This window comes from Caenispirillum bisanense (assembly GCF_039523075.1).
Lineage (GTDB): Bacteria > Pseudomonadota > Alphaproteobacteria > Rhodospirillales > Rhodospirillaceae > Caenispirillum > Caenispirillum bisanense.
Genome location: NZ_BAAAEP010000023.1, coordinates 45816 through 67686 on the forward strand (window position 1 = coordinate 45816; position 21871 = coordinate 67686).

A 21871-nucleotide genomic window follows, 5' to 3' on the forward strand; every position below is an offset into this window, starting at 1 on the left:
CCCGGTGCTGTTACATCAGCGGCTGGCCGCGACGCAGCGCGTCCATGTCCGACCTGACCATCATCTCCACCAGCTGCTCCAGCGTCACCTCAGGCTTCCAGCCAAGACGTTCTCCTGCCCTGGAAGCGTCGCCGATGAGGGCGTCGACTTCGGCCGGGCGGAGGAATTGCGAATTGACCCTGACCAGCGGGCGGCCGGACCGGACATCGCGCCCGACGGTGCCCAGCCCCTCGCCCTCCCAGGCGATCTCGAAGCCGACGGCCCGCGCAGCCGCCTCCACGAAGGAGCGCACGGTTGCCTTCCGTCCCGTGGCGAGCACGTAGTCGTCCGGCTCGTCCTGCTGCAGCATCAGCCACATTCCCCGGACGTAGTCGCCGGCGAAGCCCCAGTCGCGTTCCGCCTCCAGGTTGCCGAGTTCAAGAACCTGATCGGACCCGTGGGCGATCTCGGCCAGCGTCGAGGTGATCTTGCGGGTCACGAACTCGCGGCCGCGCAAGGGGCTCTCGTGGTTGAACAGGATGTCCGACGAGGCATGAAGCCCGAAGGATTCGCGGTAGTTGACCGTGATCCAGTGGCCGTACAGCTTGGCGACACCATAGGGGCTGCGCGGATGGAAGGGCGTCGTTTCCGACTGAACCGGCTCCCGCACCTTGCCGAACATTTCCGACGTCGAGGCCTGGTAGAAGCGGGTGGCCGGGCTGACCATGTGGATCGCTTCAAGAATTCGCGCCACTGCCATGCCGTTCACCTCGCCGGTGAACAGCGGCTGTTCGAACGAGATGCCGACAAAGCTCTGGGCGGCCAGATTGTAGAACTCGTCCGGCCTGACCTTTTCGATCGTGCGCTGGATGTTCGAATACTCCAGCAGCTCCAGCGGGACCATCTCCACATCGCGCTCGATCCCCAGGTGCCGCAGGCGCCAGGTGTTGACCGAAGCGCTGCGCCGATAGGCGCCGTGGACCTTGTAGCCCTTTTCAAGCAGCAGCTTGGCAAGGTAGGCACCGTCCTGGCCCAGCACGCCGGTAACAATTGCAGTCTTCACCACGGAATGATCCCCAGCCTTGTCGTGACAGCGTCTCAGAAGGTCGCCTTGGTGGCGGTGTCGGCCGGCCCGCTGCGTCCGTAGCCGTCCTCGAAGCGGATGATGTCGTCCTCGCCGAGATAGCTTCCCGACTGCACCTCGATCAGGTGCAGCGGCAGCTTTCCCGGGTTCTCCAGGCGGTGCGCCTCGCCGGCCGGAATGTAGGTCGACTGGTTCTCGGTCAGCAGGAAGGAGCCTGCCCCGCGCGTCACCAGCGCCGTCCCGCTCACCACGATCCAGTGTTCGGCGCGGTGGTGGTGCATCTGCAGCGACAGCCGCGCCCCCGGCTGCACCACGATGCGCTTCACCTGGAACCGCTCACCGCGGTCGATGGTGCGATAGTTGCCCCACGGGCGATGCACCATCCTGTGCCGGACGTGCTCGGTGCGGCCCTCGGCCTTCAGGTGATCGACGAGCGTCTTCACGTCCTGCACCTTGTCGCGGTGGGCAACGAGCACGGCATCGTCGGTGGTGACGACCACCACGTCCTCAAGGCCGGCGACCGCCGCAAGGCCATGGTCGGAGCGGACATAGGCGTTCGACGTGTCGTGCAGGATCACGTCGCCCCGCGTCACGTTGCCGCGGTCATCCTTGGGCGCCATGGCCCACAGCGCCGACCACGCGCCGAGGTCGCTCCACCCCATGTCCACCGGCACCACGGCCGCCTTGCGCGTCGTCTCCATGACCGCATGGTCGATGGAAACCGACGGCGAGGCGGCGAAGGCATCCTCGTCCAGGCGGCAGAAGGTCAGGTCGCGCCGGCTGGCGGCGATGGCCTGGCGGCAGGCGGCGACGATGGCGGCGTTCGCCCGCTCCAGGTCCTCCAGGTAGGCCCTGGCGGAGAACAGGAAGATGCCGCTGTTCCAGTGGTAGCCGCCCGCGGCGAGGTAGCCTTCCGCCGTCTCCAGGTCCGGCTTTTCGACGAAGCGGTCGACCGCCCGCACCCCGTCGAGGCCCGGCAGCGGGCCGCCGGCGCGGATGTAGCCGTATCCGGTTTCCGCCCGCTCCGGCGTGATGCCGAAGGTCACCAGCAGGCCCTGTGCCGCCGCGCCGGCAGCCTGATCGACGGCGGCGAGAAAGGCGGCGGTGTCGGTGATGACGTGATCCGACGGCACCACCAGCATGAGCGCGTCGTCCCGTCCGTCCAGCAGGCGCAGCGCCGCGACGGCGGCGGCCGGGGCGGTGTTGCGCCCGACCGGCTCCAGGATGATCTCCGCCGGCTGGCAGGACTGCGCCCGCAGCTGCTCGGCGACGACGAAGCGATGCTCCTCGTTGCAGATCACCAGCGGCGCGGCAAAGCGATCATCGGCGAGCCGCAGCGCCGTTTCCTGTATCAGCGTCAGGTCGCCGGCCAGCGGCAGGAACTGCTTCGGATACCCCGCCCGCGACAGCGGCCACAGGCGACTGCCCGAGCCCGCCGACAGGATCACCGGCGTAATCCGCCCGATCCCCTTCTCGCTCATGGCTCTTCCCTCTCCCTGTGGGTCCGGCGCGGCCGGCGGAGGCGCGTCACCGGGCACTATGCTGCGCCAGGCGGGTGAGGACATCGTCAAGCGCCCGCAGGCCGTTGCGGACCTCGCCGCGGGCATGGGCCACGGCCGCCTGCGAGGCGGTCCGCCACGCCGGACCATCGTCCCACAAGGACCGCAAGGCGTGGCTCCACTCCTGCACCGAGGCATGAACGTCCAGCACCAGCCCGCCCGCACCGACCGTATCGACAAGGGCGCCGCGGCTGCTGGCCAGCACCGGCAGGCCGCTCAACTGGGCCTCGATCACCGTGCGGCCATAGGCTTCCTCCCACACGCTCGGCATCAGCAGCAGGCGGGAGTCGGCGAACAGCTCGCGCACGTCTTCGGTGGCGGGGCGCCATTCGACATTGGCGATGCCCCCGAACCGCTGGCGCAGCCATGCCCGCCACTCGTCGCCGATCTGCCAGCTCTCGGCGATGAGGAACGGCACGTCGGGATTGGCGGCCGCAAGGCTGGCGACACGCTCGATGCCCTTCTCCGGCACCGGGTTGACGAACAGCACCCGATCGCCCGTGCGATCGACCTGATAGCGGGCCGGGCGCACCACCGGCGGCAGGATGATCGGCGCGATCCCGAACAGGGCCCGCCAGCGCTCGGCGGTGAAGCGCGAGTTGGCGATGTAGAGGATGGCAGGATCGGGCGGCAGCGTGCCGCCGATGCGGTGCAATTCCATATTGTGCAGGTAGACCGCCGTCGGGCACCCCGTCTCCAGCGCGACGGCCAGCATGGCGGCCAGGGAATAGCCGCTCTGCACGATGATGGCCGCAGGGTCAAGGGCGGCCGCGACCAGTGGCAGGGCCTCCAGCGGGTCCGCCGCCCGGATGACCGGATAGCCTAAGGAAACGTCCCGCCGCACCGACGTGCCGTCGTTGCCGTCGGGGCCGGCAAGGGCGCCGCACAGCACGGTGACCTGGACGCCCTTGTCCTGAAGCGCGAGACACAGCTCGTCGGTGCTGGTCTGCAGCCCTCCCCTCGTGTCCGGAAGATGCGGGTAGGAGGAACACAGAAGGATGTGCATCAGACCATACCTGCCGGCTCCACCCGCCCTCAGGACGTGACGACAGGCGGCTGCGTGCGAACGGTGTTGACGGGCGGCGGCGTATCCAGGGCCGAGACGGTGTCGGGGCGGCTGCGCGCCATGGCGCCGCCGACCAGGGCAGAGGTCGGGCTGCTCAGGCGGTCGGGCGCCAGGGAGGTCGGCGGGCTGCTTTGACCGCCCGGCCGGTCACTGACGGAGATCAGCTGATTGGGGGGCGGGGGCGGCGGCGGCGGCACCTGTGTCGCGGTCGAACCCGAACCGCCAGCGGCCGAAGGTCCACCGGCCTCGAACCGCCCCGTGAGCGACGACAGCTGCTGCGGCGGGGTCCGCTGCGGCGAGGTGACCTGATTGGAGGTGCTGGAGACGGAGAAGCCGGGTCGGGTGACCGTCTCCGACCCGCTGCCGTTGGAAACGCGCATGGACTGCCCGAACAGGAAGGTGGCGGACGTCTGCTGCCCGCCGGTCTCGACGATGGAAATGCCGCCGAGAATGCCGATCGTGGCGTCCGGGGTGCGGACCACGGTTTCGTTGACCTTGCTGTTGGCGCCGCCGACGACACGGACGCTGCCGCCGTGCAGGGTCATGGCGATCTTGCCCGACCGGCTGGCCTCGTCATGGGTGAAGGTGTCGAGCACGAGGACGGAGTTCGGCCCGAGGGTGATGGACGACTGGTCCATGAACAGGATGTGGATGACGCCGTCGGGGCCGGTGCGCAGTTCCTCGCCGGCCCGCACCGCATCACCCAGCACCACCGCCGTGGTGTCGGTGGGGGCGCCGGTGACGGCGCGGGTGGAGGCCAGGGCCCCTGTCACGACACCGGCCTGCGACCCCTCCATCGCCGACGCCGTCGAGGTGACGGCTGTCGTCAATGCCAGTGCCGCAAATATCCAGTCAGTGGAATCTGCCGGTGCCATTCTCTTCACTCCACCCTGTCAGCCGGTCCGACTGTGAAAAATTCAAGTACGATCAAAAGTTCCAGACAATGCTGGTAAGGCCCATGAAGTTCTCATAGGTGTAGTTCTGCAAATTCGAATCCGAATTGGTGTATTCCACCGCCAGCATCAGAGACAGGGTGTCCGTGAGCGGTATGGCCTGGGTGGCACCGATGCGCCATTCGACATCTTCGCGCGTGACCCCGGGGTCCACCGACGGATCGGGGCCGTCGTAGTAGCGCAGGGTCGGGCCGGCATACACGCTGTTGCCCCACAGGCGGTTGTCCCAGCCGAAGGGGTTGGTGTAGCGCGCCGCGTAGGCCAGCCGCCCTTCGACGCTCTGATAGGCGAAGTAGCCGCGGCCGGCGTTGTGGTCGCGCAGCGTCAGGTCGGCGGAGACCACCTGCAGCGGCGCCACTTCGTGAGTGGCGCGCAGCTGCAGATACTGCTCGAACCCGCTCTGCGAGCCGGACTCGGCGATGTCGTTGCGGTCTTCGAAGAAGGTGCGGCGGATGTCGTAGGTGGCGCCGACAAGGGTGGCGCCGCCGTTGAAGCGATAATCCACGTCCACACCGCCGCCCGCTGCGGCCACGTACTGCTGACCGTTCAGCAGGATCTCCGACCCGCCGACGTAGGGGCGCAGCGTCAGGTCGGGCGCATCCATGGGGGCGGGCTGGAAGCGGATGCCGGTGGTGGCGCTGACCGCCATCAGGTCCTGCGGCCCGTTCTTCGGCGTCTCGGCGTCGTAGTCCGCGGCGTGCTGGTAGTGGTTGGCGAACAGGCTGCCGGTGGAGACCAGGGTGGCGCTGTTCTGGGTCTCCAGATCCCACTCGTGATTGAGGTTGGCGGTGAGGAAGGCGTCGAAGTCGCCCTCCTTCTCCTGCACGGTGGGCACCGGGACGCTGACGCCGTTGGACATCAGCCGGCCGGAGCGGGTTGCGGCAGTGGGGTTTGTCTGCCCCCGCAGGCCGAGCGTGACCGCACCGGCGAACTGGCCGCCGGGCGCGGTGCGTGCCGCCACATCGCGCAGCAGCTTTTCCGCATCGGTACGGATCTGGCCGGTCAGCCGCGGATCGGCCAGCGCCGCCCGCAGGTAGCTTTCGGCCATGCCGTAGGAGCCGACGCGATAGTACAGGATCCCCAGTTCGACCCGGATGCTCGGATCAGCGGCGGGATCAAGCAGCAGACGCTCCAGGGCCGCGATGCCGCCCTCGAAGTTGCCGCCCTCCACCAGCAGGCGGGCGTAGGCCTGGCCGGCCTGGAGGTTGCCGGGATCGCGCAGCACCTCGCGGAAGGCATCGTTGGTCTGGGCGGCGAGGTTGGGCGTCGGCGTCTGCTGAGCAGATGCGTGCCCCGCGAACAGAGACACTCCCCCCACGAAAACCGTGGCCATCAGGCGCAAGCGCAACATCTCTGTCCCCCGGAGGTACCCATGGCCGGTCCTACCGTTGGAGAGGTGGGACAGCCATAAGGTAAAAGTTTACGCACTTTGGAATTTGTTATCGACCCCTCCCTATGGGTCCGTCAATATCATTCGTGTGTCAGCAAGATGTGCGCCGATATCGGCAAAGGGATGCCCGCAGATACGCATGGCTCAAAGGCACTATTTTGCGAAAAACGACTATATCGCCACACCCTTATTTACTGACGGCACAACCCCGGCCCATTTCCAGCGATAAGAGCCGCAATGACAGCGATATATCCTGATAACCTTATTTCGGCCCTGAAGAGCGGATCGTGGGCAGAGGTCGGGTATCTCGTCGAGGAAAGCACCGGGCAGACGCCGTCCTTCCTGTCTCTCCTCGCCCACGGCATCTTTTCCGACGCCGCGGATCAGGATGGCGACTTGCCGTTGCCGGAGTACGAACTTCGCAGGGCTCTCTACCCGTGCCCCGCGGTCTGCGACCGCCTTTGCCAGATTGCGCGTGAGGTTGCCGCCGACCGCCCGGAGACCGCGGCTCGGTTCTATCGCGCCGCCCTGGCCTTCGATGATCGCTGCGAAGAAGCGGCGCTGGCCCTGGCGTGGCGGGCTTACGCTGCCGGCGATGTCGACGAGGCGGTCGATCTGGCGGAACAGGCCCGGGGCGCTCGCGATACCTCGGCCGAGTCCGGCGCGACTCTCGGCTGGATGCAGTGGGAAGCCGGGCGGGCGGAGCAGGCCCTCGCCACCTTGCAGGACACCCTGGCGCGGCATCCCGACCACGCCACGACCCACTGGTACCTCGCCCATGTGCAGAGCCGCCGCGGCCGGTTCGGCGAGGCGGAGCAGTTGCTGCGGCGGGCGCTGGCCCTGGCGCCCGATCTGGACGAAGCCGCCGTCTCCCTGGCCTGGGTGCTGGCCGACTCCGGGCGGCTGGACGAGGCGCTGAGCCTTGCCCACGCCACCGCACGGCGGGCGCCAAGCCCGCACCGTCTCGCCCAGTTGGGCCACCTGCTGTCGGAGAAAGGCGAGCATGAGGCCGCCATCCGCCTGCTGGAACACGCCTTCGCCGGCCTCCCCGACGACCACGCCACCCGCCGCCGTCTGGCGACCGCCCTCAGCCGTGGCGGCCGTCCCGACGAAGCGCGGGCGCTGATCGAGGCCGGTCTGGACCTCGCGCCGGAGGATCGCGGCCTGCATCTGGCGCTCGCCACCCTGCTGCGCGCCGGCGGGGCGACCGATCAGGCCCGCCTGATGGCGCAACAGATCGTCGAGCGCTGGCCGGACTGGGCCGAGGGGCACCTCCTGCTGGGTGAACTGGCGCGCGACCGCGCCGACATGGCGGAGGCGCTGCACTGCTTCACCCAGGCGCAGGAGTGCGACCCGTCGCTGATCCCGGCGGTGGTGGCGCGGTCGCAGGTGCTGCTTCACCAGGGCGAGGCCGATGCCGCCGCCTGGCTGATGGAGTGCGTGCTCGATCAGGCGCCGGATCATCCGGTCGCCCGGCGCCAGCTGGCCTGGGCCCTGATCGGCCGGCGCAAAGGCCGCGAGGCCCGGCGCCACCTGCACGCCCTGCTGCGCAAGACCCCGGACGTCCCCGACCTGTGGGTCTTTCTGTCGGTGGCGCTGCATCAGATGGGGCGCCTGCCGAGCGCGCGCCTGATGGCCCGCCGCGCCCGCCGCCTCGCCCCTTCGCATACCGACGCCCTGCGCCATTCGGCCGCGCTGGCCATGGAAGCCGGCGACCTGCAAGAAGCCGCCTCCCTCTGCCACGCCCTGCTGCAGTTGGCGCCGGAACAGCCGGCCGGCCACATCATGTCGAGCTTCGCGCATCAGGCGGCCGGACGGCTGGAGCACGCCGAGCGGCATGCCGAACAGGCCGTCATGCTCGCGCCCGAGGAGGCCGAGGCGTGGCGCTGCCTGGGGCACCTGCGGCACCGGCAGGCGCGGCTGGCCGAGGCGGAGGAAGCCCTCCACCGCGCCCACGCGCTCGCCCCCTCGCGCAGTGACGTGCCGGGGCAACTGGCCTGGGTGCTGGCCGCCGACGACCGCCTGCCCGAGGCGCTGATGGCCACCCTGAAGGGCTGCGAACTGTCGCCCGACCAGCCGGACCGCTGGCTCGAACGGGCGGAGATCCTGGGGCTGTCAGGCCGCCTGGACGAGGCCGTTGCCGCCGTCGGCACCGCGCGGACGCTCAGCGATGATCCGCTCACCGGCGAGGCCCTGCTGGCCCGGCTGCTGTTCACCCGCGGCCTGACGGAGACCGATCCGGCCGCGTCCTGGGAGGTCGCCGCCGGTCACGTCGCCGCCCTGCTCTACCGCGACCGCAGCCATCACGAAGCCGCGCTGGTCGCCGCGCGGCTCCTTGCCGCCGGGCACGCGCCGGCCGCCGACCTGCTGCGGCTGGTTCCGGCCGAGACGCGGCGGGCGGTCTGGCTCGAAATGCTCGAATGGCTGGCCGGCTTCGGCAATGCGGAGGAGGTTCTGCGGCTGGCCGAGGCGGCGCAGGCGGCCTTCCCGCGCGACCTGGACATCGAAATCGCCGGCCTCTACCTCCGCACCATGGCGGGCGCGGCGGCCGATCCGGGGGAAACGGCACGACGGCTGCGGCAGTGGGGCCTTGATCACGGGCTGGCCTGCGGGCGCGGCAAGCCCGGCCGGTTTGCCGCCGGCACGCCGGGGCAGAGGCTGCAGGTGGCCTATCTGGCGTCGCATTATCATCATGCCCTGCTGAGCGGCATCCTGGCGGCGCACGACCCTGACGTGGTGGCGCTGCACCTCTATACGGACGATGTGCAGGCATTGCCCGGCGACCTGCGCAACCGCGTCCTGGTCCATCCGCTGACCGGCACCGATCTCGCCGCCTCCTGCGCCGCCAACGGCATTGATGTGGTGGTCGACACCGTGGGGCTGCACCCGTTCCACGGTCAGGCGACGGTCCTGAGAGCCCTGCGCCGCCGCCTCGCGCCGCTGCAGTGCGGCTGGCTGGGGGGATGGGGGCCGGGGGCGGGCCTGTTCGACCTGCTGATCACCGATGCCGCCACCCTGCCCGAGGCCGCCGACCAGCCCTGCCTGGAGCCCCTGCTGCGCCTGGACGGCGGGCAGTGGAGCTGGACACCGCCCCTCACCGCCCCGCCGGTCACCCCCCTGCCCGCCGCCGGGCGCGGCCACATCACCTTCGGCTGCACCGTGCGGGGCTTCCGCCTCAGCCGGCGCTGCCTGGAAGCCTGGGCCGACCTGCTCGATGCCGTGCCGGGCTCGCGCCTGAAGCTGCTCGGCCGACATGGCCGCGACCAGGAGTTCCGCCACCGCTTCGCCCACCTGCTGGCCGACCGCGGCATCGACGCCCGGCGCGTCGACTATCATTTCCAGCGCCCCTACGGCGATCACCTGCGGTTCTACCGCGACATCGACATCGCCCTCGACAGTTTCCCCGCCAATGGCGGCCTGTGCCTGCCCGATGCCCTGTGGATGGGGGTGCCGGTCGTCACCCTGGCCGGCGATGGCCTCGCCGCCGAGCGGCAGGGAGCCTCGATCCTGACGGCGGCGGGCTGCGCCGAGTGGGTCGCCGACAGCCCGGCGAGCTACGTCGAGATCGCCCGGGATCTGGCCGCCGACCTCCCCGCCCTGGCGCGGCATCGCCACACGCTGCGCGACCGCCTGCGCGCCTCGCCGCTGCTCGACGCGCGCCGCGTCACCGCCCAGCTGGAACAGGCGTGGCTGCGCCTGCGGGACGCCGGGCAGGAGATCCGGGAGGCCGACACCCTCAAATCCCAATGCCGGTCCCTCGCCCGCCGCGGCCTTGCGGCATGGCTGGAGCGGGGGCGGCGGCTGCCGCTGCCTGCGGCGGCGGCGCCCGACGTGTCGGTGGTCCTGGTGCTGCACAATCAGGCCGGGCTCACCCTGCAGACCCTTGTCGCACTGGCTGACCAGCAGGGCGTGGCGTTCGAAACCATCATCGTCGACAATGCCTCGCAGGACGACACGGCGGCACTTCTGGCGCGGGTGGACGGCGCCACCATTCTGCGCAACGACGAGAACGTCGGCTTCCTGCTGGCGGCCAACCAGGGCGCCGAGGTGGCGCGCGGGCGCCATGTCCTGTTCCTGAACAACGATGCCTACCTGCACCGCGACGCCCTGGCCGCCGCCGTCCGGCGCCTGGACGGCGACCCGACCGTGGGCGTCGTCGGCGGGCGCATCGCGCTGGTCGACGGCACGCTGCAGGAAGCCGGCTGCATCGTCTTCAACGATGGCTCGGCGGCCGGCTACGGCCGCGGCCGCAATCCCGACCAGCCGGAGTTCCGCTTCGTGCGCGACGCCGACTTCGTCTCCGGCGCCTTCCTGCTCATCCCCCGGGCGCTGTGGCAGGCGCTGGGCGGGTTCGACACCGCCCTGGCGCCGGCCTATTACGAGGATGTCGACCTCTGCCTGCGGGTGCGGCGGGCCGGCTTCCGCGTCGTTTACGATCCTGCCGTGCTGCTGACCCATGTGGAAGGCGGCAGCGCCCTCACCACCGATGCGGCCGCCGTCATGATGCGGCGCAACCGCCTCCCCTTCCTCGCCCGTCACCAGGACGACCTGCGCGGCCGGTCCTCCCCCGCCACCGCGCGTCCGCTGCATGATCGCTGGGCGGCGGTGCCGGCGCCGAAGGTGCTGGTGATCGACAACGGCGTGCCCCATCAGGCCGGCGGCGCCGGCAACCCGCGCACCCGCGTCATGATGCAGTCCCTGGCCGGGTGCCATGTCACCTTCTTCCCGCTGTGGACGCCCGAAACCAGCTGGGATGCGGTCTACGCCACCCTGCCGGCGGAGGTGGAGGTCATGCTGGGCCACCACGCGACGACGCTGGAAGGCTTCCTGGAACAGCGGCGCGGCCTCTATGACATCCTGGTGGTCAGCCGCCCGCCCAACATGGCGCTGGTGTCCGAAATCCGCCGCCGTCGTCCCGGCCTGTTTGCCGACATGCGGGTGGTCTACGATGCCGAGGCGCTGTTCGCCCTGCGCGAGATCGGCGAGGCGGCGATCAAGGGCGCCCCGCTTCCCCGCGCCGAAGCGAAGCGGCGCCTGCGGGAGGAACTGGACCTGGCCGCCGAAGCCGAATGCGTGCTGGCGGTGTCCGACCGCGAGGCCCGCCTGTTCACGGCCGGCGGCGCGCGAAGCGTTCACGTCCTGAGCCACGCCCTCGACTGCCACCCCGCCCCGCCGCCCGTGACCGACCGCGACGGTTTCCTGTTCGTCGGCGCGCTCACCCCCGGCACTCCCAACGAGGACAGTCTGGTATGGCTGGCGGAGGAGATCCTGCCCCGGCTGAATGATCGCCTGGGGCGGGCCATCCCCGTCACCATCGTCGGCGAGTGCCGGTCCGGGCGCATCGCGGCGCTGGCCTCCGATCAGGTGCGGCTGGCCGGACGGGCCGATGCCCTCGGCCCGTGGTATGACCGCGCCCGCGTCTTCATCGCCCCCACCCGCTTTGCCGCCGGCGTGCCGCTCAAGGTGATCGAGGCGGCCTGCGCGGGCATCCCGGTGGTGGCGACCGACCTGCTGGTGCGGCAGTTGGGGTGGCGGTCGGGCGTGGATATTCTGGCCGCCCGCGATGCTGCCGGCTTCGCCCGCGCCATGGCCGCCCTGCACGAGGACGCCGGCCTGTGGACCCGCATCCGCGATGCCGCCCTGGGGCGGGCGAGGCAGCAGTATTCGCCGGAGCACTTCGGCCGCACCCTGCGCGAGGCGGTGCTCGCCGGCCGGACGGTGCCGTGACCAACCTCGACCTGGTGCTGACACAGCCCTGGCCCCTGCCGCTGCGCCGCCTGCTCCTGGAGGGCCGGCAGGCGTTCCGGCAGGGGCGCATGGACCTCGCCTGCCGGCGGTACGAGGAGGCCCTGCGGATCGAGCCGAACATCCCCGAGGCTCACCTCGGCCTCGCCCTGGCGCGACGGCCGGGGCCGGACTACCTTGCCTGGCTGAAGACCCTGCACGATACCCTGCGCCCCGCCCTCTACCTGGAAATCGGCGTCGAGGCCGGCGACACCCTGCGGCTGGCCGGCAGCGGCACCACGGCGGTCGGCATCGACCCGGCGCCGCGCATCCCCGCCGACCGTCCGCTGCCCGCCAGCACGCGGGTGGTCGCCATGACCAGCCAGGCGTTCTTCGCCGACGCCCGCGCCGCCGCAAGCCTGCCCGGCCCCATCGACTTCGCCTTCATCGACGGCGATCACCGCTTCGAGGCGGTGCTGCGGGATTTCATCGCCGTCGAAGCACACATGGCGCCCACCGGCGTCATCGCCCTGCACGACACCTGGCCGCTGAACCCCGGCACCGCCACCGACACCCGGCACACCGGCTTCTATACCGGCGACGGCTGGAAGCTGATCCCCTGCCTGCGGGCGATCCGCCCCGACCTCCGCCTGCTCACCATCCCGGCGCCGCCCACCGGGCTGACCCTGGTGACGGCGCTCGATCCCTCCTCCACCGTGCTGCGGGAACGCCTCGGCAGCGTGCTGGCGGCTTACGCCGCCCTGCCCTACGGTCCGGGCAGCGAGCGCCTGCTCGCCCTCAGCAGCAACGGTCCCGCCGCCCTCGATCAGGTGCTGGCCTGGCGGGCGATGGCGGCGGCGAAGTAGTCGGGGCTTCGCCCGGTGGCGCGCAGATGGTCGGACGCCCTGATGAGCAGATCAAGGTACTCGGGCCCCGTCGGGTCGCCGCTCGCCGCCGGATCGAAGTTCTGGCCCAGGTTGGCGAGCACGAGATGAAGCAGGCTGCCGCCATAGCCGCGACAGACCTCGACCTTCAGGTGATCGGCCATCACCCGCAGGATGTCGGCGGAACGGACCGCTTCGGTGACGTCGAAGGCCGCCACTTCCTCGGCGCTCACCCGTTGGAAGCCCCGGCGCGTGAAGCCGGCGGCGTTGGCGGCCATGCGGTCGGGCAGAAGCTGCAGCAGGCGGTTGATCTGCAACACGTCAGCATCCGACCACTGGAAGCGGGTCGGTCCGACATAGTCGTTGAGGAAGAACCAGCCGCCCGGAACCAGGACCTTGTTGATGGTGGCGAACAACCCTTTCAGATTGGCGCAGTGATGCACGGCCGACACCCCGAAGACGGCATCGAACGGCCCGTCCACGTCCAGGTCGTTCATGTCGCCCAGCCGGTAGTCGATGCGGCCGGTCAGGCCGGCATCGCGGGCCGCAGCCTCCGCCACCGCAAGCACTCGCGCGGACATGTCGACCGCCACCACCGACCGGACCCATCCGTTCGAGACGAGCGAGCGTTCCAGCGCCCCGCCGCCGCAGGCCAGCACGAGCACCCGGTCCAGCGGCAGCGGCCGGACCTGCGCCACCCGACGGAAGAACCATGCCTCCGGCAGGACGTCCTCGTCGCCGGAGACCTGACGGTTGATCATGCGGCTGATGGCGGGCAGGCGGGTCCACTGCCACCCCGCCGCTTCCCACGCCGCCGGGTCGCCCCACACGGCATCGACGGTCTCGCGGGTCGCAGGATCAATCATCGCCGCAGCCATTCCCAGGCATCCCCTTGGTGGCAGTTCCAAGTCGCTCGTGCTACCACACCATCGCGCCAACCTGGAAACAACCATTATGTCGCTGTTCCCCGACCTGCCTTCCACTGCCAGCGTGGCGGACCGATACCTTCGCATGGTCAAGCGGTCGCTCCTCAACGACCTCTACCTCGAACTGGAAGGCATCCTGCACTACCTGCTGCTGTGCCGGCGCCAGGGGAGCGAGCCCGACCCGGAGATCATCCGCGACCTCGGGCGCCATCGCCCGGACATCCTGGCACACCTGGAAAAGGCGCGTGACGACGGTAACATGGTGCTGTGGCCGGAGGCCGACGGCCAGGTCTACGATCCGCGCAACCTGTCCGAACACGTTCACACCATGATCGGGCGCAAGCGGCTGGATCATCTGCACCAGTGCCTCGACACCATCCTGGCCGAGGGCATCCCCGGCGACGTGATGGAAACGGGCGTCTGGCGGGGCGGCGCGACCATCTTCATGCGCGCCCATCTGGCCGCCCACGGCGTGCGGGACCGGACCGTGTGGGTGGCCGACTCTTTCAAGGGGCTGCCCAGGCCCTCGGTGAAGGAGGATGTGGGCTACGACCTCAGCAAGCGGCACTGCCCGATCCTGGCCATTGATGAAGCCAGGGTGCGCGCCCTGTTCGAACGGTATGACCTGCTGGACGATCACGTCCGCTTCCTGCCCGGCTGGTTCAGGGACAGCCTGCCCGCCGCCCCGGTCACCCGGCTCGCCCTGCTGCGCCTGGACGGCGACCTCTATGAGTCGACCATGGACGCCCTGCAGGCCCTCTACGACAAGGTGAGCCCCGGCGGCTTCATCATCGTCGACGATTACGGCGCCCTGCCCCCCTGCCGTCAGGCGGTGGAGGATTTCCGCACCGCGCGCGGCATCGACACCCCCCTGGAGCACATCGACTGGACCGGCGCCGCCTGGCGCAAGGAGGGCGATCGCCTGCACGTTTCCACCACCGGCAGCGGAGCGGCGTTCACCGAAGTCCGAAGGGCCAGCCCGCGGTTCGAGGACTGCATCTTCTACCACTCCATCACCACGCCCGACGGCGACATTCCCGGCGAGTGGGATCTGCGCGACACGGTGGATGCCTACCTCGGCAACGTCCCCTTCGATGGCAGGAGCGTCCTGGAAATCGGGCCGGCCAGCGGTTTCCTGTCCTTCCACATGGAACGCGCCGGGGCATCGGTGACGGCGGTGGAGCCGACGATGGAACGGCTGTGGGACACCTTCCCGCTCCACGGCTTCGATGTCGACACCTGGCGCCGCGAGTTCTTCGACACGATCACCGGCGTCCGCAACTCCTTCTGGTACCTGCACCATCTGTACGGCTCGCAGGTCCGCCTGATCGAGACGGTCCCCGAGGCGATCCCGCCGGCGGTGGGCGACTTCGACATCGGCCTGCTCGGGTCGATCCTGCTGCACACGCGCAACCCGTTCTCCATCCTGGAGAGCGTGGCCGCGCGGGTGCGGGACACGATGATCGTGACCGAGCTGTTCGACAGCAACCTGGGCGAAGCGCCGGTCATGCGCCTCATCCCCTGGCCGGAGGCGCCGACCATCGACACATGGTGGGCGTTCACCCCCACGTTCTTCACGCAGGCCCTGCACTGCCTGGGCTTCCCCTATACCGAGGTGAGCATCCACCACCAGAAGCGCGGCCCGGCGGGAGAGTTGATTCCGCTCTATACGGTGGTGGGCAGGCGGTAAGGCCGGTGCGGGTTCAACCGCCCGCGTCCCCCTCCCCCGCCGCCATCCGGGCCGCGAATTCGGCCTCGGTGAAGCGGGGCGTGATGTGCTGCGGGCAGTTCCAGTCCAGCGCTTCGACCGTCATCACCACCGCCCGCTCCACGCGGGCGCGGTAGGTGGGGATCTCCAGCCGGGCGAGCAGGCCGGGATCCTCGTCTTCGTGCACGATGCGCGCCCGCGCCCAGATCTTCAGGCGGCGGCGGTTGGCATAGTCCATGAGGATCAGGGAGACGCGGCCGTCGGCTTCGATATTGCCGGTGCTGATGTACTGGACGTTGCCGCGGAAGTCGGCATAGCCGATGGTCCGGTCGTCCAGCACCTTCAGGAAGCCCGGCGGGCCGCCGCGGAACTGGACGTAGGGCCAGCCGGTCTCGCTCACGGTCGCCTGATAGAAGCCGTCGCGGGCGGCGATGAAGTCCGCCTCGCGGGCGGTGAGGACGGCGGCGCGGTTGGCTGCCCGCTCGAACCCCTCGTTGGCGGCGCGGCTGCCGTAGCGGGCCTGGGCGGCCTTGACGCTCGGGGTGAAGGTGATGTCTGCGAAGGCTCGTGCCATGGCGGGTACTCTCCCTGGAGGGGGCCGGCGCCTCCGCCCGGGCCGGCGCGGCCGGACGGGGGCGGCAGGGGCAGGATCAGGCGGGGCGCAGCAGCGGGACCTTGGGGAAGTCGATCTCGATGCGGCTGGCCTTGCCGAGGATGTTGGTCAGCAGGTTCATGCCGACGTGCACGATGATCTCGACGATCTCGGCATCGCCGTAGCCGGCCCGGCGCACCGACTCAATCTCCGCCGAAGTCACCTCGCCCGTGTGTGTGACCAGGGCGCGGGCGAAGGCGACGGCCGCCGCCGCCCGGTCGTCCTGGGAGGTGCCGCGACGATTGGCCTCCATCTCCTCGCCGCTCAGCCCGGTGCCGCGGCCGAGCGCGGTATGCGCCGAGACGCAGTACTGGCAGCCGTTCTGCTCGGCGAGGGCGAGGGCGATCCGCTCGCGCGTCTGCGCATCCAGGCTGCCCTGCCCGGCGATGCCATGCAACCCGAGGAAAGCACCGAGGGCGGCGGGAGAATGGGCGAGCACGCGCAGGAAGTTCGGCGTCATGCCGAGCCGGGCCTGAACGGCGTCGAGAAGCGCCTTGGCCTCGGCCGGCGCGGCGGCGGGATCGATGGCGGGAATGCGGGTCATGGGAGACTGTCCTCCTTGTTGGTCGCTGGGCCGGCAATGGCCGCCCCGATGACCAGACAATCGCCCTTGCCTTCGAAGATATGAATTCTCATTCTCGGCAAGAGATAATTCCGGTTTCGGGAATGATCGGCCATGGACAGGCTGCAGGCGATGACGGTGTTCGTGGCCGTCGCGGAGGAAGAAGGCTTCGTGCGCGCGGCGCGCCGCCTGGCGCTGTCGCCGCCCGTGGTGACGCGGGCCGTCGCCGGGCTGGAGGAGCGCATCGGCACGCGGCTGCTTCACCGCACCACGCGCAGCGTGCGACTGACCGAGGCGGGACGCCGCTACCTGGAGGACTGCCGGCGCATCCTGGCGGAGATCGAGGAGGCGGAGGACGTCGCAGCCGGTTCCCACCGCGAGCCCCAGGGGCGCCTGTCGGTCACGGCTCCGGTGCTGTTCGGGCGCCTGCACATCGCGCCGATCCTGCTCGATTTCCTCGGCCGTCACCCGCGAGTGAGCGTGCGGACCCTGTTCGTCGACCGCGTCGTGAACCTCATGGACGAAGGCCTGGACGTCGCCGTGCGCATCGCCCACCTGCCCGATTCCGGCCTGACGGCGGTGAAGGTGGGCTCGGTGCGGCGCCTTGTCTGCGCCTCGCCCGCCTATCTGGCGGAGCATGGCGTGCCGCAGCAGCCGGACGACCTGGCGCATCACCGGATCATCGCGGTGCAGGGCGTCACGCCGTCGCCGGCATGGACCTTCCGGGCCGGCGACGGCGAGATCACGGTGCGGACTTCGCCGCGGCTGGAGGTGAACACGGCGGATACGGCAATCGCCGCCGCCATGCAGGGGCACGGGCTGACCCGCGTGCTGTCCTACATGGTCGCCGCCGACATCGCGGCCGGGCGGCTGGCGGTGGTCCTGGCGGATTACGAGCCCCCGCCGGTGCCGATCCACCTCGTCCATCGGGAAGGACGGGACGCCTCCGCCCGCGTGCGGGCCTTCGTGGACTTCGCAGCGCACCGGCTGCGCGCCGAGCGGGCCCTCGGCTGACCGGCGGCAGGGAGACGCTTCAGGCGACATCCCTCTCCGAGGCGGCATCGCCGTCACCGGCGACACCCACCTGGCGCAGGACGACAGCGCATACTCCGGCCAGACCGGCGATCCCCACTGCCGCGAGCAGGGCGGCGGCGCTCAGTCCCGCCGTGAACGCCTCCTTGGCCATGACGAGCACGGTGTCCGGCAGGCGGTCCGCTGCGGATGCCGCCGCCCACAGGCCCTCGCCGACGGCGCGGGCTGCGGCCTCGGGAAGGTCTGCCGGCACGCGCTCCGCGACGATCCCGCGGTAGACGGCGGTGGTGAGGCTGCCGAGAGCGGCGACGCCCACGGCAATCCCCAGTTCCTGCACCGTTTCCGACATGGCCGAGGCGGAGCCGGCCTTCTCCGGCGGGGCGGACCCCACCACCAGATCGGTACCAAGGGCCGCGATGGTGCCGAGGCCGAGGTAGACCAGACCATACCCCGCCGTCACCGGCACCAGCCCCGGCAGCCACGGCAGCAGGGCGAGGCAGAGGTAACCGACAGCGGACAGGGCCAGCGATCCGGCCATGACCAGGCTCGGCCGGATGGTCCGGGCGAGGAGCGGCGCGCCGATCCCGCCGACCACCATCATCACCGCCGGCGGCCCCATCCACAGGCCGGCGGACAGCGCCGACAGCTCCATGACCAGTTGCAGATACTGGGTGACCAGCAGCATGGCCCCGCCGACGCCGATCAGGCCGACCAGCAGCACGCTCAGGGCGGTGCTGAACGTCCTGTTGCCGAACAGGCGCACATCGAGCAGCGGGCTCGGAAGCTTCCGCTGCCGCGTCACGAAAAGGCGCGTGAAGACCAGCCCGGCCGCCAACGCCGCCACCGACCCGACGGACAGGCCGCTCTCCGCGCTGTCCTTGATGAAATAGACCACCGGCAGGATCGCCGCCAAGGACAGGGCGACGCTGAGCAGATCGAGCCGGCCGCCCTCGGGCGCCCGGTATTCCGGCAGCACCAGCGGGCCGGCAACGAGGACGACGGCGACGACGGGGATGGCGACGAGGAAGGCCGCCCCCCACCAGAAGTGCTCCAGCAACACCCCGCCGACCAGCGGCCCCGCTGCCATGCCGAGGGCGAACATGGTCGCCCAGATCCCGATGGCCAGCGCCCGCTCCCGCGGCACCGGAAACAGGGTGCTGATGAGGGCCAGGGTGGACGGCATCAGCGTGGCGCCGGCGATGCCCAGCATGGCGCGGGCGGCGATCAGGGTGCCGGCCGTCGGCGCGAAGGCCGCCAGCACCGAGGCGGCGCCGAAGGCCGCGGCCCCGACAAGCAGCAACCGCCGGCGTCCGATGCGGTCCCCCACCGTGCCCATGGTGATGAGGAAGCCCGCGATCATGAAGCCATAGGCGTCCATGATCCACAGCGCCTGGCTGCTGCTGGGGCGCAGGTCCGCCGCCAGGGCCGGCATAGCCAGATACAGCAGCGTCACGTCCAGCCCGAGCAGGGCAGTCGGCAGCGCCAGAACCGCCAGCCCGGCCCAGCGCGGGGGTGCCGCAGCCTCCTGGCGCTGGGAGCGTGGTCCGGGCGCTGGAACGGTGCGGGGATCGAGGGAGAGTCGTTCGCAATCGGATGACATGCCACCTCCGCGGAATGGGGAGGCGCGTTGCGGCCTCCTGACGTCGGAACGGCATTTTCCGAAGGTCTTTACCCTGTTACAATTTGGCTGTTTATGCTGTTACTTCGGGCAACAGGCCATGGCGACGCGATCTCTGGAGCGGACACGAAAGGAGCTGTCGGACTTCCTGCGGCACCATCGCCAGCGGGTCTCGCCCGCCGAGGTCGGACTGGCGGCCGGCCGCCGCCGCCGCACCCCCGGCCTGCGCCGAGAGGAAGTGGCGGCGCTCGCCGGTGTCGGCCTCAGTTGGTACACGTGGCTCGAACAGGGGCGGGAGATCGGCGTGTCGGAGGATTTCCTCCTGCGACTGGCCAAGGTGCTCCGTCTCGACGATGCCGAATGCGCCCACCTGTTCGTTCTGGCCCACCGCCGCCCGCCGCCGGCCGAGCCCTATCATTGGCCCGTGGTGTCGCCGCGCATCCAGCTGCTCATGGACGACTGGCGGGACCGGCCCGCCTACGTCCAGAACCTGCGGTGGGACGTCATCGCCTGGAACGCCGCCGGGGACGGGCTGTTCGGCTTCTCCCGCAAGACACCGCCGGACCGCAACATGCTTCGGATGGTGTTCGCCGATCCCGACCTGCGACGCCGGCTTCCCGCCTGGGCGGAAGATGCGCCGCAGCTCATCGAGGCCCTGCGGCGCGACCTCGCCCTGGTCCCCGACGACCCGGCGATGCTGCGGTTGATCGACGACCTGGAGACCCTGTCGCCGGACTTCCGGCGCTGGTGGAAGGGCCCGCCGAGGCGCGGCCCGGCGCGAGGTCTCACCGCCCTCGCGGGCGACGACGGCACGCTGCGGCTGCAGCACGAGGTCCTGACGGTCGATGAACACCGCCACCTGCGGATGGTGGTCCACTTCCACACCCCTGCAGGCTAGGCGCCGCTCAGCGGCTCGGCCAGGCCCACGGATCGGGGTCCCGCGCCTCCGCATCGGCATGGGTTTCGCCAAGATCCTTGTGCAGGCGGATGGTGACGGTGTCCGGGTCCGAGCCGAGGGCGTCGACCAGCGCGGGGGCATGGGTCACGACGATCAGCTGGCAGCGCTTGCCCGCCGCCGCCAGCAGGCGCGCCAGCGCCTCGTGCAGCGCCGGGTTGAGGTGGCTTTCGGGCTCGTTCAGCACCATCAGTTCCGGCGGCTGCGGCGACAGCAGGGCGGCCACCAGCAGCAGGTAGCGCAGGGTGCCTTCCGAAAGCTCTCCCGCACCCAGCGGCCGGAGCAGCCCCTGCTGGCGCATTTCGATGGAGAAATCCGGCGCGACGGCGACGGTCGCGCCCTCGAAGGCGTCGGCGACGGCGGTCTTCAGGGCCCCGTCGTCGCCGATCTCGACGATGGTCCGCAGGGCGGCGGCCAGATCGGCGCCGTCGGCGGCGAGGACGGGCGTGAAGGTGCCGACCTGGGGCCGGCGCGCCGGGGCGTTGCGGTCGACCCGCAGGTCGTCATAGAAGCGCCAGCGACGCAGGCGCTCGCGCATCATCAGAAGCTCGATGCCCTCGCCGGGGCCGGCGCCCTGGACCAGCATACTGTCGACCGGCGCGATGACGCCCCACGTCTCGGACCACCCGCCGTCGGCGCGGGACCGCAGGCGGAAGGCGGGGCCGCGGCGCTCGGCCAGGGCGGTCCGCGGCGTGAGGCGCTGCCCCGCCCACAGGGCTTCCGCCTTGATGGCCGGGTCGCGGGAGAAGAACGACTGCGACGGCAGTGGCAGCCCGAGGTCGATGGCGTAGCCGTAGTCGTCGCTGGAAAACCCGAGCCGCATGGCGACCGACTTCTTGCGCACCGTCGCCTGCACCGGTTCCGTCCGCGCGCGCATGGCGCGGCTGAAGGCCTCCGGCCCCGCCCACAGGGCGGAGGCGATGCCGCCCTCGGCCGCCAGCGAGCGGATCACCCCGCCATCCGCCACTTCGGCCAGCAGCCGGAGCGAGCGGTAGAGGCTCGACTTGCCCGACCCGTTCTGCCCGGTGACGACGGTGATGCGGCCAAGGCGCAGGGTGACGTCGCGCAACGACCGATAGCCCGAGATGGCCAGCCTGGTGATCATGCCCCGGTTCCGTGGCGTACCCGTTGCCGCCGCAGCCCCCTCCCCCGGCCAAGGCGGGGGTGGTATCCAGTTGTCCTCGACCGGCCCGGGCCGCGTCAAGCTCCCGTCGCCCGGTCGGTGGGAGCCTCCGGGGCGACGGGGTGCTCACACGGCGGGCGGCGACAGGCGCGCGAAGCCCGGCTGGCGGTAGTAGGGGAAGTGGGGATAGGGCGGCGTGACGGCGCTCGCCGCATCCAGGCGCGCCACCTGGTCGGGCGTCAGCTCCCAGCCGACCGCTCCCAGGTTCTGGCGCAACTGCTCCTCCGTGCGGGCGCCGATGATGACCGAAGACACCATCGGGCAGTGATGTTCGACGGCACCACCTTCACCGAGGACGAGATGCAGGCTCATCAGGTGGGGGTGAAGACCGCCGTCCGCATGGGGCACATGGCCATGAGCGGCGAGGCCGGCTCCCTCGCCGCTTTCGCGCCGCTGCGCATCGGCCGCAAGGTCTACATCCACATCAACAACACCAACCCTGTCCTCAGCGCCGACACGCCGGCCCGCCGCACGGTGGAAGCCGCCGGCTGGCAGGTGGCCTACGACGGCATGGAGCTGGAGGTTTAGGGGCAACCGGAGTTGACCTCCTCCCGCTTTCCTGGACCACTTGAGGTGAGAAAATTCTCGGTTACCGT

17 protein-coding genes are annotated in these 21871 nt (G+C 70.5%); 6 read left to right on the top strand and 11 right to left on the bottom strand.

Annotated features, from left to right (window positions below; translation table 11 throughout):
- Positions 1 to 10: 10 nt before the first annotated feature.
- The 5 genes from gmd to ABD056_RS11945 form a co-directional block, all read right to left on the bottom strand.
- Entirely contained in the window at positions 11 to 1045 is a 1035-nt protein-coding gene (gene gmd / locus ABD056_RS11925) for a GDP-mannose 4,6-dehydratase (protein ID WP_425545035.1), read from the bottom strand.
- A 32-nt stretch (positions 1046 to 1077) separates the two neighbouring features.
- Entirely contained in the window at positions 1078 to 2544 is a 1467-nt protein-coding gene (locus tag ABD056_RS11930) for a mannose-1-phosphate guanylyltransferase/mannose-6-phosphate isomerase (RefSeq protein WP_343866906.1), read from the bottom strand.
- 46 nt (positions 2545 to 2590) lie between these two features.
- A complete protein-coding gene (locus ABD056_RS11935; protein ID WP_343866907.1) occupies positions 2591 to 3628 on the bottom strand; it encodes a glycosyltransferase family 4 protein in 1038 nt (345 codons plus the stop codon).
- Positions 3629 to 3657: 29 nt separating this feature from the next.
- Positions 3658 to 4461, bottom strand: coding sequence for a FecR family protein (locus ABD056_RS11940; RefSeq protein ID WP_343866909.1), 804 nt, complete (start codon positions 4459 to 4461; stop codon positions 3658 to 3660).
- Between the two features lie 154 nt (positions 4462 to 4615).
- Positions 4616 to 5950 (bottom strand): tetratricopeptide repeat protein, encoded by a 1335-nt coding sequence (locus ABD056_RS11945; protein ID WP_343866911.1) that lies wholly within the window; start codon positions 5948 to 5950, stop codon positions 4616 to 4618.
- 477 nt (positions 5951 to 6427) lie between these two features.
- Between ABD056_RS11945 and ABD056_RS11950 the strand changes: the two genes are divergently transcribed.
- The gene (locus ABD056_RS11950; RefSeq protein WP_343866912.1) at positions 6428 to 11758 is read left to right on the top strand and encodes a tetratricopeptide repeat protein; all 5331 of its coding nucleotides are present in this window, start codon (positions 6428 to 6430) and stop codon (positions 11756 to 11758) included.
- A complete protein-coding gene (locus ABD056_RS11955; protein ID WP_343866913.1) occupies positions 11755 to 12621 on the top strand; it encodes a class I SAM-dependent methyltransferase in 867 nt (288 codons plus the stop codon). Before ABD056_RS11950 ends, ABD056_RS11955 begins: the two co-directional genes overlap by 4 nt.
- On the opposite strand, the gene ABD056_RS11960 is transcribed toward ABD056_RS11955, so the two are convergent.
- Positions 12582 to 13517, bottom strand: coding sequence for a class I SAM-dependent methyltransferase (locus ABD056_RS11960; RefSeq protein WP_343866914.1), 936 nt, complete (start codon positions 13515 to 13517; stop codon positions 12582 to 12584). The two genes, ABD056_RS11955 and ABD056_RS11960, sit on opposite strands and share 40 nt — an antisense overlap.
- A 76-nt stretch (positions 13518 to 13593) precedes the next feature.
- Between ABD056_RS11960 and ABD056_RS11965 the strand changes: the two genes are divergently transcribed.
- Positions 13594 to 15255 (top strand): TylF/MycF/NovP-related O-methyltransferase, encoded by a 1662-nt coding sequence (locus tag ABD056_RS11965; protein WP_343866916.1) that lies wholly within the window; start codon positions 13594 to 13596, stop codon positions 15253 to 15255.
- A gap of 13 nt (positions 15256 to 15268) precedes the next feature.
- Here ABD056_RS11965 and ABD056_RS11970 read toward each other — a convergent pair whose 3' ends face one another.
- The gene (locus ABD056_RS11970) at positions 15269 to 15847 is read right to left on the bottom strand and encodes a pyridoxamine 5'-phosphate oxidase family protein (RefSeq protein WP_343866918.1); all 579 of its coding nucleotides are present in this window, start codon (positions 15845 to 15847) and stop codon (positions 15269 to 15271) included.
- A 76-nt stretch (positions 15848 to 15923) separates the two neighbouring features.
- A complete protein-coding gene (locus tag ABD056_RS11975) occupies positions 15924 to 16469 on the bottom strand; it encodes a carboxymuconolactone decarboxylase family protein (RefSeq protein WP_343866920.1) in 546 nt (181 codons plus the stop codon).
- A 132-nt stretch (positions 16470 to 16601) separates the two neighbouring features.
- Here ABD056_RS11975 and ABD056_RS11980 point away from each other — a divergent pair, with 132 nt between their 5' ends.
- Positions 16602 to 17501, top strand: coding sequence for a LysR family transcriptional regulator (locus tag ABD056_RS11980; protein WP_343866922.1), 900 nt, complete (start codon positions 16602 to 16604; stop codon positions 17499 to 17501).
- Positions 17502 to 17520: 19 nt separating this feature from the next.
- Here the strand turns inward: ABD056_RS11980 and ABD056_RS11985 are convergent, their stop codons facing one another.
- Complete coding sequence (locus tag ABD056_RS11985; RefSeq protein WP_343866924.1) at positions 17521 to 19119, bottom strand: MFS transporter; 1599 nt, start codon at positions 19117 to 19119, stop codon at positions 17521 to 17523.
- 118 nt (positions 19120 to 19237) lie between these two features.
- On the opposite strand from ABD056_RS11985, the gene ABD056_RS11990 reads away from it, so the two are divergent.
- On the top strand, positions 19238 to 20035 hold the full coding sequence (locus ABD056_RS11990) for a helix-turn-helix transcriptional regulator (RefSeq protein WP_343866925.1): 798 nt from the start codon (positions 19238 to 19240) through the stop codon (positions 20033 to 20035).
- A gap of 7 nt (positions 20036 to 20042) precedes the next feature.
- On the opposite strand, the gene ABD056_RS11995 is transcribed toward ABD056_RS11990, so the two are convergent.
- On the bottom strand, positions 20043 to 21197 hold the full coding sequence (locus ABD056_RS11995; protein ID WP_343866927.1) for an AAA family ATPase: 1155 nt from the start codon (positions 21195 to 21197) through the stop codon (positions 20043 to 20045).
- A gap of 144 nt (positions 21198 to 21341) precedes the next feature.
- Entirely contained in the window at positions 21342 to 21533 is a 192-nt protein-coding gene (locus ABD056_RS12000; RefSeq protein ID WP_343866929.1) for a hypothetical protein, read from the bottom strand.
- Between the two features lie 6 nt (positions 21534 to 21539).
- Here ABD056_RS12000 and ABD056_RS12005 point away from each other — a divergent pair, with 6 nt between their 5' ends.
- On the top strand, positions 21540 to 21803 hold the full coding sequence (locus ABD056_RS12005; RefSeq protein ID WP_343866930.1) for an MBL fold metallo-hydrolase: 264 nt from the start codon (positions 21540 to 21542) through the stop codon (positions 21801 to 21803).
- Positions 21804 to 21871 lie beyond the last annotated feature (68 nt).

Excerpts from the sequence above, each read along its gene's own strand:
- ABD056_RS11935 (WP_343866907.1), bottom strand. The coding sequence starts at position 3,628 with ATGCACATCCTTCTGTGTTCCTCCTACCCGCATCTTCCGGACACGAGG.
- ABD056_RS11960 (WP_343866914.1), bottom strand. The coding sequence starts at position 13,517 with ATGGCTGCGGCGATGATTGATCCTGCGACCCGCGAGACCGTCGATGCC.
- ABD056_RS11990 (WP_343866925.1), top strand. The coding sequence starts at position 19,238 with ATGGCGACGCGATCTCTGGAGCGGACACGAAAGGAGCTGTCGGACTTC.
- ABD056_RS11965 (WP_343866916.1), top strand. The coding sequence starts at position 13,594 with ATGTCGCTGTTCCCCGACCTGCCTTCCACTGCCAGCGTGGCGGACCGA.
- ABD056_RS11985 (WP_343866924.1), bottom strand. The coding sequence starts at position 19,119 with ATGTCATCCGATTGCGAACGACTCTCCCTCGATCCCCGCACCGTTCCA.
- ABD056_RS11980 (WP_343866922.1), top strand. The coding sequence starts at position 16,602 with ATGGACAGGCTGCAGGCGATGACGGTGTTCGTGGCCGTCGCGGAGGAA.
- ABD056_RS12000 (WP_343866929.1), bottom strand. The coding sequence starts at position 21,533 with ATGGTGTCTTCGGTCATCATCGGCGCCCGCACGGAGGAGCAGTTGCGC.
- ABD056_RS11995 (WP_343866927.1), bottom strand. The coding sequence starts at position 21,197 with ATGATCACCAGGCTGGCCATCTCGGGCTATCGGTCGTTGCGCGACGTC.
- ABD056_RS11930 (WP_343866906.1), bottom strand. The coding sequence starts at position 2,544 with ATGAGCGAGAAGGGGATCGGGCGGATTACGCCGGTGATCCTGTCGGCG.
- ABD056_RS11970 (WP_343866918.1), bottom strand. The coding sequence starts at position 15,847 with ATGGCACGAGCCTTCGCAGACATCACCTTCACCCCGAGCGTCAAGGCC.
- ABD056_RS11975 (WP_343866920.1), bottom strand. The coding sequence starts at position 16,469 with ATGACCCGCATTCCCGCCATCGATCCCGCCGCCGCGCCGGCCGAGGCC.